Annotated in this window: 11 protein-coding genes and 1 pseudogene; 8 read left to right on the top strand and 4 right to left on the bottom strand. The window is 64.0% G+C overall.

All coding sequences use genetic code 11. The features are described from left to right. The 3 genes and pseudogenes from AOT87_RS14050 to AOT87_RS14040 form a co-directional block, all read right to left on the bottom strand. Positions 1-204: pseudogene (locus AOT87_RS14050) on the bottom strand (methionyl-tRNA formyltransferase); the annotation flags it as partial. A 181-nt stretch (positions 205-385) separates the two neighbouring features. After that, on the bottom strand, positions 386-1,966 hold the full coding sequence (locus AOT87_RS14045) for a DHA2 family efflux MFS transporter permease subunit (RefSeq protein WP_057968165.1): 1,581 nt from the start codon (positions 1,964-1,966) through the stop codon (positions 386-388). Positions 1,967-1,995: 29 nt separating this feature from the next. After that, the gene (locus AOT87_RS14040) at positions 1,996-2,910 is read right to left on the bottom strand and encodes an SDR family NAD(P)-dependent oxidoreductase (RefSeq protein WP_057968174.1); all 915 of its coding nucleotides are present in this window, start codon (positions 2,908-2,910) and stop codon (positions 1,996-1,998) included. Positions 2,911-3,194: 284 nt separating this feature from the next. Between AOT87_RS14040 and AOT87_RS14035 the strand changes: the two genes are divergently transcribed. The 4 genes from AOT87_RS14035 to AOT87_RS14020 all read left to right on the top strand — a co-directional run bounded on the left by AOT87_RS14035 (position 3,195) and on the right by AOT87_RS14020 (position 5,791). Continuing rightward, complete coding sequence (locus tag AOT87_RS14035; RefSeq protein ID WP_198528395.1) at positions 3,195-3,704, top strand: SMI1/KNR4 family protein; 510 nt, start codon at positions 3,195-3,197, stop codon at positions 3,702-3,704. 174 nt (positions 3,705-3,878) lie between these two features. After that, complete coding sequence (locus AOT87_RS14030; protein WP_057968164.1) at positions 3,879-4,958, top strand: M48 family metallopeptidase; 1,080 nt, start codon at positions 3,879-3,881, stop codon at positions 4,956-4,958. A 15-nt stretch (positions 4,959-4,973) separates the two neighbouring features. Further along, entirely contained in the window at positions 4,974-5,357 is a 384-nt protein-coding gene (locus AOT87_RS14025) for a hypothetical protein (protein ID WP_057969617.1), read from the top strand. Positions 5,358-5,422: 65 nt separating this feature from the next. Continuing rightward, positions 5,423-5,791: a hypothetical protein gene (locus tag AOT87_RS14020; protein ID WP_057966701.1), complete on the top strand. Its 369-nt coding sequence runs from the start codon at positions 5,423-5,425 to the stop codon at positions 5,789-5,791. Here AOT87_RS14020 and AOT87_RS14015 read toward each other — a convergent pair. Beyond that, positions 5,772-6,455 carry a TetR/AcrR family transcriptional regulator gene (locus AOT87_RS14015; RefSeq protein WP_030093737.1) on the bottom strand — a complete coding sequence of 228 codons (684 nt, stop codon included), beginning with the start codon at positions 6,453-6,455 and terminating at the stop codon, positions 5,772-5,774. The genes AOT87_RS14020 and AOT87_RS14015 overlap by 20 nt on opposite strands. Positions 6,456-6,562: 107 nt before the next feature. On the opposite strand from AOT87_RS14015, the gene AOT87_RS14010 reads away from it, so the two are divergent. The 4 genes from AOT87_RS14010 (at position 6,563) to AOT87_RS13995 (ending at position 11,543) form a co-directional block, all read left to right on the top strand. Further along, the gene (locus tag AOT87_RS14010; RefSeq protein WP_057966702.1) at positions 6,563-8,065 is read left to right on the top strand and encodes an MFS transporter; all 1,503 of its coding nucleotides are present in this window, start codon (positions 6,563-6,565) and stop codon (positions 8,063-8,065) included. 37 nt (positions 8,066-8,102) lie between these two features. Then, on the top strand, positions 8,103-8,672 hold the full coding sequence (locus AOT87_RS14005; protein WP_030093739.1) for a GNAT family N-acetyltransferase: 570 nt from the start codon (positions 8,103-8,105) through the stop codon (positions 8,670-8,672). A 160-nt stretch (positions 8,673-8,832) separates the two neighbouring features. Further along, positions 8,833-10,899, top strand: a complete 2,067-nt coding sequence (locus AOT87_RS14000; RefSeq protein WP_057966703.1) for a hypothetical protein — start codon at positions 8,833-8,835, stop codon at positions 10,897-10,899. Between the two features lie 56 nt (positions 10,900-10,955). After that, positions 10,956-11,543: a class I SAM-dependent methyltransferase gene (locus AOT87_RS13995; RefSeq protein WP_057966704.1), complete on the top strand. Its 588-nt coding sequence runs from the start codon at positions 10,956-10,958 to the stop codon at positions 11,541-11,543. Positions 11,544-11,748: the final 205 nt, after the last annotated feature.

Genomic DNA, 11,748 nt, shown 5'->3' with positions numbered 1-11,748 from the left:
GGTTTCAGCATCCACCCGCGTCGCCAAATGCACCGGAATACCGTGCTCACGCGCAAGCTCATCAACCGGCGCCGACCAAATCGCCTTATACGCTTCCTCACTAGAGGGATGCGTAACCGCCAGCACCACCTCATGCCCCAGATCGATCAACGCCTGCAAAGTCCGGTAACCCCAGACCTGATACCCGAACGACACGACACGCACTACACGACCCCTTAGCTTTTAAGCGCTGGTCAGGGGCTTGAGCCCACAATTGAACACCACTGGCAGATCAGCTTAAGGGTTTTCTCAGGTTATGCAAGCCTTCCCTAAGCCGCGCAAGGACCCTAGCATCCCGTCGCTGGCCGCCCAATTGCCCGCGGGTGAACAAGAAGCGCCGCACACCTCAGTGGTTGATATTTACCACCACTGCCCGCGGTAGAAAAATCGCCGGGATAACGGTAACTACCGCTAATGCGACGGCGACAAGAAATACCGTTGTGTACGCATGTGACAGCAATTGAGATGCATCACCCGCAAAATCTGAATACGAGTTCATCGGTGAGCCATCCGCCATTCCGGCGGCACCGGTTTCGCCACCCGATACCGCCGTCGGATCCGGCTCAATTCCGCCCCCGACACGGTTGAACTGAGTGGTCAACAACATTGCCATCAACGCGGCCCCAACCGACCCCCCCACCTGGTCGTTGACACTCAACAGTGTGGTACCCCGCGCCACCCGCGCAGGTGCCAGCGACTGGACGCACGCCGCTGAAAGCGGCGTCGACGTGCAGCCAACACCCATGCCCATGATCAGTAATCCGATCAGCAATATCGCCGAGTGAGCCTCGGGCCGCGCGACTCCGTAGGTGAATACCCCCAGGCCCACCGCGATCAGGGGCAGCCCGATCAAGACGATCGTGCCCGGACCGCGCTTGTCCATGAACACCCCTGCCAGGGGCACGGTCAGTACGAGACCGATTCCCATGGCCACCATGGACATCCCCGACTGCATCGGCGTCTGATGCAGAGCCACCTGAAAGTAGCTCGGCACAAGCAACCCGGCCCCCACAAATGTGGCGGCGAAGGCGAACTGGGTGATGTTGGCCCACCGCACCACCGGGTTTTCGAACAGCCCCAGGTCGATGAGCGGGTGGGACGCACGGTTTCTGGTGTGCACCACGAAGGCGAAAATCAATGCGGCGCCGATAGCTATAGGTAGCAGGACATGCGGGTCGGCGAGGCTGTCGCGCCCGGGTATCGCCAACATGCCGGCAAGCAACGTGGCCACGCCAGGTGAGAGCAACAGCGCGCCGACGACGTCGAGTTTCTCGGAAGGCTCGGGACGGTCTTTCGGGAACATGAGCGCCGCCAACAGAAAAGCGCTCAATCCGATCGGCAGATTGATCAGGAAGATCCATTCCCAGCCATAGGTGCCGATCAGCCATCCCCCCAGGATCGGCCCACCGATCGGGCCGAGCAAGAAGGGAACAGCCCCTATCGCGATAACGCGTCCAAGACGTTTCGGGCCCGCTTCTCGGGTCAGGATCATGAAGCTCAACGGCATCAACATGCCGCCGCCAACTCCCTGGATTACACGGAAGATGATGAGCAGCAATATATTCGGCGCTACTGCGCACAGCAGCGAGCCAACCGTGAACACCAGGACCGCGGCCAGGAACAGCCGCTTGGTGCCGTATCTGTCGGCTGCCCAGCCACTCATCGGGATCACCGTCGCGAAGGCAAGCATGTAGCCGGCGATGGTCCAGGAGACCATGGCCTGACTGGCCCCGAATTGGGTGACGAACGTGCGTTGGGCGACGGTGACGGCCGTGCTGTCCAAGAAGGCCATCACACTGGCCAGACCGCATATGCCGGCGATCCGGAGCAGCGAGGCGTCCAGCTTGTCGGGATGGGCGGGCGCCTCTACATCTGGCCGCTCGGCAGGCCCGCTCGGCGCACCGAGGGTCGTAGGCACGCTGTCCATAAGTCGGCGAGTATATCGACGCGGCGGACTCAGTTGGGGTCTACCGCCAACGCGCCCGATACCACTTCGGCAGAGATATCCGCCCTCCTGCCACCACCGGAATACCAACGGTAGTAATCGCTCTGCACCCGGCTGACGATCCCGGGCAGAATTCGGTACGAATCCCGGTACAAGACGCCCAGCGGGTTGTTCACCTCGCGGCTCCGCCGCCGGATCGCATCGACGACCATGTCGACGCCCTCCTCCAAAGTCAGCGACGCGTATTGACTCCAGTCGGTCGGAGCGATCATGTCCGTTGCGACAAGCGGTAGGTGGATGTTGGTGACCCGCACTCCGTCGGCCCGGCTTTCGATGCCCGCGATGCGCAGCACCGCGTCCATGGCCGCCTTCGATCCGACATAAGCGGAGAATTCAGGGAGATTACCTAGCACGCCGATCGACGAGCTGTGCACGATATGCCCTGAGCCACGGGCGCGCATGCCCGGCATCAGGCGCAGCACCAGGCCCACACCGCCGAGGTAGTTGATCGCCACCGTCCGCTCGTAGTCGTGCAGCCGGTGTTCGGACTCCGCGAGCGACCGCATGATCGACCGCCCGGCATTCAGCACCAAGATATCCGGCGCCCCAAAGCGTTCCAGCACCTCGGTGGCCACCGCTCCCGCGCCCTCGCCCGTCGACAAATCGCCGGATACGGCGTAGGCGGCCCCGCCTCGCGCGGTGATTCCCCGCACGACGGCGTCGAGCTCGTCGGCCCGGCGTGCGGTGACAATCGCAGTCCCCCCGGCATCTGCGACCCTTTCCGCCAGTCGCCGCCCGATCCCGCTGGAGGCGCCGGTGATCAACACCGTCCGGCCGCTCACACGCTCGGTCAGCGAGGGAGTCCACGGGTAGCTGACCCTGACGGGCTTAGTAAGAACATTGATGACATGCCTGACCGCCCGCATCGGGTCTCCCATAACTCGTGTGCTGCTGACTGTTTCGCGTTACGCCAAGAGACCGCGGCGTTTCGGCCCAGGGCAATGATCATGTTGACATCGTCCGTTGTCAAGATTGCCTCCGCCTGGCCAGTTTCGGCATCCCGCCGTCGTATTGTTTGCTATCGTTTCTGATAGGTGCCAGCCCTAGGGGTCGTATGCGATTCAGCGCGACAGTCTTTCTCCTCGCGGCACTCCTGTGCGCCTGCGTGTCCCCCAGTAGCTCAGCCCGGCACGACCAATGGTCCTCACTCGTGGCGATGCTCGCCGACCAGCAGAAGGCCCTGCACGAGAAGGACCCTCTATACGGCCTTCCTGGCCCGCTCCAGCCGGCAACACGCAAGGACATCCGCGCGCAGGAACGCCAGCGGGGCCTGTATCTCGACGCCGATCACCGGGAACTGCTCCAGATTTCCGACGGCCTGCGCTTCTTCTGCGGCTTCGATGACTTGTTCTCATTCGCGGACTCGATGCCCGGCTCGAAGAACTGGGAGGGCATGAAGGCGTACATCGAGGGCGCGTCGCTGACTCCCGAATACTTCGGTGCCCACTCCTTCAACCAACTGATTCCCGTCCTCGGCACTGAGGACGATTACGTCATGACCATCGCCGTTGCCCACTCATACTTCAGCGACGAACCCGGCACCGTCTTCGAACTTGGCGGTGACGGCCCCAACGGGATCGGCCAGTACCCGACGTTGATGGACGCAGTGAGAAGTAAGTCGGAGTGGTACCAGAAAGAGCTGCGGAGCATGAACGAATAGGACGGCGGGAACCAAAACGAATGCGCAATCGTCTGACCTAACAAGAAGCACATCCGGGGGGGACACATGACATCGGCACCGGCGTTGCCTGCGCGGCATCCGCTAACAGCTGCTGCGTATCCTGATCTCGCCGGTTCCGCGCGCTCAACAAGGTAACCAGATAGGTTGAATGTCATGTCCGATCTGCCCACTCGTACCTATATCGAGTTTCCCGGAATTAGCACCCGCGCCTGGGAGCACCCCGCGGACCGGGCCGCTCTGCAAACACTGCGTAGTCTCAAGGGCTTCGACACCGTCCTCAAGGCGCTGGCCGCACTGTTGCGCGAACGCCAGCATCGGCTGATGTACCTGGCCACCGCCATCCGCGTCGACGACCGTCAGTTCAGCTCGCTCAACGACACCCTCAATGATTGCGCCCGCATCCTCGACGCCCCCGAAATCCCCGAGCTGTACGTCATTCAAGGGCCGTACGCCAACGCGTTCACCATCGGGATGGACCGGCCGTTCATCGTGCTCACCTCCGGCCTATTGGACCTGATGAATGAACAGGAGCTGCGCTTCGTCGTCGGCCACGAACTCGGGCACGCACTGTCCGGGCATGCCGTGTATCGCACAATGCTGCTGCACCTGATGCGGCTGGCCGGGAATCTCGGCTGGATGCCGATCGGCGGGTGGGCGCTGCGCGCCGTCGTCGCCGCGCTCATGGAATGGCAGCGCAAGTCCGAACTCTCCGGCGACCGCGCCGGAATGCTCTGCGGGCAGGACGTGGATACCGCCATCCGCGTGGAGATGAAGCTGGCCGGCGGGTCACGCCTCGACGAGATGGATACGCAACGCTTCCTGGCGCAGGCCGCCGAGTACGAGCGCACCGGGGACATGCGTGACGGCGTGCTCAAATTGCTGAACCTGGAATTGCAATCGCACCCCTTCTCGGTGCTGCGGGCCGCCGAACTGAGCAAGTGGATCGACCGCGGCGAATATGGCGCGATACTCGGCGGAAACTACCCGCGGCGCGAAGACGACGCACAGTCCGATTTGGGTTCTGATTTCCGTTCCGCGGCAAGGTCATACAAAGACAATTTCGACTCCTCGACCGATCCGCTGATCTCCGCACTACGCAACTTCGGGTCCACCCTTGACGGCGTCGTGAACGTCGTCGGACAAGGGGTCACCGATGTCGCCAGCGACGTGCGCCGCCGATTTTCGGAGTGGCGCAACAACTCCGACGACGAGCCACGCGATGGCGACGCCTGACCTCGGGCATCAACCGTGAACGACCCGAGCTACATGAACTTTTTCGCGGAGCGAGCCGCATCTGATGCGGCGGTGGTGGCGGCCTGCACCAGGGCAAGCGGATGTGCACTGGAGTCAGACGGCCATACCATCGATGACCCGCAGGGATACGTGCAGATCACCGAGTACACGGATGGATTCAGGATGGGGCTGTGCATCATCGCGGCGCCCGATGTGCCGGTGACTCGGTCTCACGAGGCGGTGGCGCAGGCCATCGCTCGTGAACTACGTCAGCGGGTGCTCTTCGACATCGAGGATCCCAGCACCGCTTCGGGTGAACGATGGATCCTGGCGATGCCCGATGGCGCGGTCTCGACAGTCGACATCGTGGAGTACGAGGACGGTGTCGGCCTCGCTTGACCACAGTGGCGCCGCCGGTTATTCGGTGGCCGATACCGTTCGCCACCCCATAGGCTCCAGACCTCATGACATCGACCCACGACCCCTACGTGCTGCGCGCGACCATGCGCGCAGATCTCTCCGTAGCGATGAAGACCCGCGACAGCCTGGCCGTCAGCGCACTGCGGACGGCGATCGCCGCGATCGACAACGCCGAGTCGGTGGACGGTGCCACACAGACAGTGCAGAACAACACTCATATCGCCGGCGCGGCAAGCGGTCTCGGATCAGCGGAGGCGGCCCGTAGGGTGCTCTCCCCCGCAGATGTTCGCGCGATTCTGCACTCACAGATCGAAGACCGGGCCACCGAAGCCGCACGCTACGAGATGCTCGGCCAGGCCGGGGCAGCGGAGCAACTGCGTGAGGAAGCCGCCGTTATCGCCGGCTATCTGTAGCCGATGCGTAGCGCCTGGCAATGCCGTCGCACAGGATCTCGACACCCTTGACGATCACCTCGCGCGGATTGGTCACCTGCGGCAGGTCACCCACCCCCACCAGCGCGGCCAGTCGCGGGGACTCCGGCACACCGACGTTGCCATCGATCAGCTCCGACAAACCCGAAAAGTCCGTACGGGCGCCCGGGGAGACAAGCTGCCCGCCAACCGCGCCCAGGCCGACACCCTGCGAATAGCTCCACACCTGAAACGCCAATTCCGCCGCCTCGGGCACGGGGACCCCGAGGTGGCTGAAGGTCTCCAGCAACCAATCGAAACACACCAGAGTTTCGGGTTGCATGCCGTTGCGCGGCACCGCGTACGCCAACAGCACCCAGGGGTGAGTGCTGTACAGATTGAAGTCGTACTCGACGGCGACGCGTACCCGTGTACGCCAGTCCGGGTCGCCCATCATCTCCTGGGGATAGGCGAATCGCCGGGTGACCTCAGCGGTCATCTCGACCAGCAGCGCATCCTTGTCGGCCACGTGACGGTATAGCGACATCGCCCCCACCCCGAGGGCATCGGCGATCTTGCGCATGGAGACACCGGCCAAGCCATCCGAGTCGGCGATCGTAATAGCCTGGGCAACAATCGATTCCAGCGTTAGACGCGGATCGGTCACGGCACTCCTGTCATAACTCGATTGACCACCTTCGCCAATTTGCGTACAGTGTACCCAGTCTACTGCGTACGCCGTACGCACACAAATATCATCCGGAGCGATACCCCATGACCAGCTGCAAGAGCACAGCGACCGAAAACGCGACGCCTGAAGGCGCCCGCGCTGGACGCCGTACCTGGTTCGGGCTCGCGACCCTGCTACTACCGGTCTTCCTGGTCTCCATGGATGTCTCGGTGCTGTTCCTGGCGATGCCACGGCTGTCCGAGTCACTCAACCCGACCGCGGCCGAGCAGCTCTGGATCCTGGACGTGTACGGATTCCTGCTCGCAGGTCTGCTGATCACCATGGGCAATCTGGGTGACCGGTGGGGCCGGCGGCGCCTCATGCTGTGGGGGGCGACGCTTTTTGGTCTCGCATCGGTGATCGCGGCGTTCGCACCCACACCGCTGACCCTGATCGCGGCCCGCGCCCTGATGGGTATCGGCGGAGCCACCCTGCTGCCTGCCAGCCTGGCGCTCATCGGTGTCATGTTCCCCAATGCGCGCCAGAAGGCGCTCGCGGTCGGCATCTGGGCCGCAGCGTTCTCCTTCGGTGCGGCGGTCGGCCCCGTCATCGGTGGCCTGCTGTTGCATCACTACTGGTGGGGCTCGGTATTCCTCATCAACGTCCCGGTGCTGATCGTGCTGCTGCTCACCGCGAACGCACTCATTCCCGAATACCGAAACCCTGTGCTGGAGCCGTTCGACCTCGCCGGCGTCGCGTTGTCCATGGTTGGCATCATGGCCTTTGTCTACGCCGTGAAAGTCATGGCCACACATGGCTTTTCACCTGCGGTGGCGATCACCGGAGCTATCGGCGTACTGACGCTCGCGGCATTCGTCCGCCAGCAGATGCGGAATCCTCATCCCCTGTTGGCACTCGACTTGTTCCGCAATCGGACCTTCACCGTGGCAATCGTCGGCACCATCGCCGCGATGGCCACCTTCGGTGCGACCACCTACCTCACCGGGCTCTACCTGCAGTCGGTGCTCGGTTTCGACGTGCTGGCCGCCGCGTTCCTGGGACTGCCGATGGCGCTGACCGTCGCCTACTTCTCGATGGACGCCGCACGCATCGAGCGGCTACTCGGCGAGCGTTGGACATTCGTGACGTCTCTGCTGGCCATGGCCGTGGGCAACGCGGTACTGCTCGCGCTGGGCCCCCATGGGCCGGTCGGCGTCTACATCGCGGCAACGGTGATCGTCGGCGCCGGAGCCGGCGTCATGTTCACCTTCGTTTCGGCGGTGGCGCTGAATGCCGCCCCGACCGAGCGCGCCGGGCAGGCCACGGGCATCTCGGAGATGAGCTTTGAACTCGGGACCGCCTTCGGGCTCGCGCTGTTCGGCGCCCTCGCCTCGGCGATATTCGCCGCACGCACCCACATGCACGAGACACTCGGGCAGGCCATGGCGCGCGCCAAGGATCTCGGCGGCGAGGCCGGCGCCACCGCGGCCGAACTCGCCAGAACCGGATGGACGGACGGAATCCATGCGGTCGCCGGGGTGTCGACGCTGCTCCTGGTCGCCACCGCGCTCGCGGCAGCCCTCGTGATGCGTCACACCGACACCTGATCGGGAACCTTCGGCGCCCCGGGCTCGTAGAACACATATGACCCGCGAGATCCGAGACATCGACTCCACCAATGAAGCCGTTGCCCACCGCGTGATCGCCACGGCATTCGCAGAGGATCCCGTGGTCCGATGGGTGAACTCCGACCCCCGACGAGACGTGGCCATCTTCCGTGGCATCTCACTGGCGCTGCACGGCTCCGGTCAGGGCGAGTACCTGCTCTACGAAGACGGCGTGGCGGTCGGAGCTGCCCATTGGGACCCTCCCAGCTGGGAGCCGCCCGCCGCACAGCGGATGCGGGCCATCCCGCTGCTGCTCGGAGCGATCCGGCTGGGCGTGGTGCGTGGTGTTGCCCTCGCGCGCGCCGCTGCCGCCGTCCGTCCCACACACCCGCACTGGTATCTGGCGACCATCGGCGCCGCCATCCCCGGCAAAGGCATTGGGTCCGAACTCCTCAAACACCAGATCGACCAGCTCGAGGGGCCCGCGTATCTGGAGAGCTCGAACATCCGCAACAACCCGCTCTACGAACGCTTCGGATTCAAGGTCGTCGATGAGATCAAACCGGTGTCCGACGGCCCCACCCTGTGGGCGATGTACCGAGACTGATTGCGTCCCAACATCGCTGACGGCAGACATGCAGTACTACTGAGAATCGGTAACGACCATGACTACCCTGGCGATGGAATACCTAGAGTTCGGTATCTATTAGTGCTGATAGTTGTCCCTGCCCGACGTGACAGGGACGCCGGTAGTGCAGAGGGTTGACATGACGATTGTTCCGCCTCCCGTCGAGGACACGGCGATGCGGGCTTGGGAGAACCCCGAGGAACATCCCGAACCGGACGACCGGTGGGGCAAGTACGTGCCCGGCGAACCACAGCTGCGCGCGGCAGCCTTCGGGACACTGATCGGCCTGCTGGTCGCGGTGCTTATGGGCGCGGCCTACGGCGCCGAGCCCGGCGATTCACTGTGGGCGCTGAACAAAACCGTCTTCACCGGCCACTCCCAAGACGTCGCGATACGTGCCGTGGTCGCCCCACTCAAGAACGCTCAGGACATCCTGAGCACCGGCAAGCAACCCTCGCCCGATCAACTCACCGACGCCCGAACCTCGCTCAACGAGGCCAAACAGGGAATGGAATTCATCTCCGCCTCCAATGAGCGCACCACTCTGCAGAACCTCTATCTGCAACTGACGCAGCAGCTACGCCAGTACACCCCCGAACAGGCCCAGCAGCTTCCCGCGCTGCCCGCGCCTCCGGAGGTGAACACCGACGCGAATCTGGCCGCCAACGTGGGACCCGCCGCACCGGCATCATCGCCGCCGAGTTGGGGATATGCGGCCGCAGCGAGCGCACCCGTTCCCAATGCGCCGCAGTCTTACTCCACTCCGCCGCCTCCCGGGATTCCGGTCGATCCCGTCGCCGACTGGCCGGCTCCCGTCGCCCCGCCCCTGACTCCCAACCTGCTCGATCTGGGCGGCTACGACCCATCGTGGTCGCTGCTGTACGGATACAACGTCCTGGACTGGTTCAACTGGGGGCTATCCGGCTTCAACCGATACGGATATGACTTCATGGGGTTCGACCGTTGGGGTTATGACCGGTGGGGCTATGACCGATGGGGGTATGACCGAGCGGGCTACAACTGGGATGGCTACAACTGGTCGGGCTACAACCGTGACGGTCGCGATCGTGACGGGCGCAACGAGTGGGGTCAGTTCCGCGACGACGACCCCCGTGACCAGGCTTGGTACGACAGGTACCACCCGTATCGGCAGTACTACGACTGGAAATTCCAGAACACCAACCCGGTGTACAGCCGCAATCTCTGGGACCAGTCCCATGGAATCAACCCCGCTGAGTACCGCGATTGGAATCTCAATCGCGGCTGGGACAACCCCTTGGAGCGTGACTGGTCGCCCGTTGCCCGCATCACCGATCGCCCGGCCCTGGCCGAGCCCGTGGTGAACCTCGATGCGTCCCTGGCGCAATTCCTGACCGAGGACAAGTCCGCCCGCCCGTCGCAAGATCTCATCAAGGACCTCTCGACCAAGTCGGTCCGAAACTTCAGTAAGGAGCTCGCAGCCCCGGCGCCGGCTCCCGAGAAGTCACCGACATCGACATCACCCGTCGACGTAAAGCCTTCCGCTCCACCGGTACTGACGGTGCCCGCACCTACCGCACCACCCAAGCTGGTGCCCGAGGACTTCACTCCCCCGTCGCTGCCTACGGTCCCGCCCCTGACTCCTGCACCCTCCTCGGAGCCGCGTGCGACCTCCGGTACGACGAGCCCGGCACCCTCGACCGAACCGTCACACGAACCGACGCCGACATCGGGGCCCCCGGGCGGCGCCACGACCAGTGCACCGGCCCCCTCCACCACATCTGTGGCTCCGGCGCCCACCACCCCGAAGGACGAGACCTCCGCACCGGCGAGCACGCCGGCCACTCCGACCCACGAGACACCGGCGACTTCTACGCCACGCCAAACCGTCTCGACACCGCAACCATCGGCGACGGCCGAACCGTCCGCCGCGCCCGAGCCCACCAAGCAACGCAGCACGCCGACGTACGAAGCTCCATCGTCCGAGGCACCTGCCCCGCGGACGACAGAGCCCGCCCCGCAGCCAACCGCCGAGGCGCCGGCGAAGCAGACACCCGTCGAGCGCGAAACGCAGCCGTCGCGCGCATCGGCCCCAGAAACCGTGGCACCCACCCGCGAAGCGCCCACACGGGAGGCACCGACCTACAGCACTCCAACGCAAGCACCCAGTGCGGGTGGCGGATACGGCGGTGGCAGTAGCAGTGGCAGCGGTAGTGGCCACCACTAGCGAGAGCCCCATCGCCACCTAAGTAAGGGTACCCTTAGTTCATGCCTACGACATGGATGGACACCGTGGTACGCCAGGTGCGCCGGGTTGGCGACTTTCCGTTTCCGCACCAGGCGGCATTCATTCTCGACAATCCGATTCATCGCAAGTTCGTCAATCCGGCAGCCGTGGCCGAGCGGCTGGCACTACGGGGCGACGAACGGGTGCTGGAGATCGGCCCTGGTCCGGGGATCTTCAGTGTGCAGATAGCCCCGCGACTCCCCGCCGGCCACCTCGACCTGTTCGACGTACAGCCCGAGATGCTCGACAAGGTCAAACACAAACTCGACCGGGCCGGGTACCGGAACGCGGAATTTCACTCGGGCGATGCCAGCAATGGACTTCCTTTCCCGGACAAGTCTTTTGACGTTGCGTTCCTCGCCAGCGTGATCGGCGAAGTCCCCGACAAGACGGCGTGCATCCGCTCACTGCACAAGGCACTCAAACCCGGCGGGCGGCTGATCTTCCAGGAAATCTTCCTCGACCCCGATCGCCTCGGCATCTCCGAGCTGCGGGCCCTGGCCGAACCGGAGGGCTTCGACTTCGCCTCGGCTACCGGAAGCCGGTGGCGCGACATCGTGGAGTTCACCCGTACCGAGCGCTAGCAGTCGCCTCCGCACGCTTCTCTGGCAGCAACCACCATCCGCGCCACCATGCCACCTTCCCTGGCAGGTAGCGCACGGTCATGCCACGCATCGCACACTTCCCGTGCAACCGCCTCACGGTCAACTCATCTGACGAGTTTGCGCCCCCGACGATGGCGGACGATTGTGAGGAATACCATATCTGGATATATCGTTAGTTTAGGTA

It is taken from the genome of Mycobacteroides sp. H003, from assembly GCF_001440135.1.
In the GTDB taxonomy this organism is placed as follows: Bacteria; Actinomycetota; Actinomycetes; order Mycobacteriales; family Mycobacteriaceae; genus Mycobacterium; species Mycobacterium gwanakae.
Note: the sequence above shows the minus strand (reverse complement) of the source record. Positions and strands in the feature narration are given on the sequence as shown.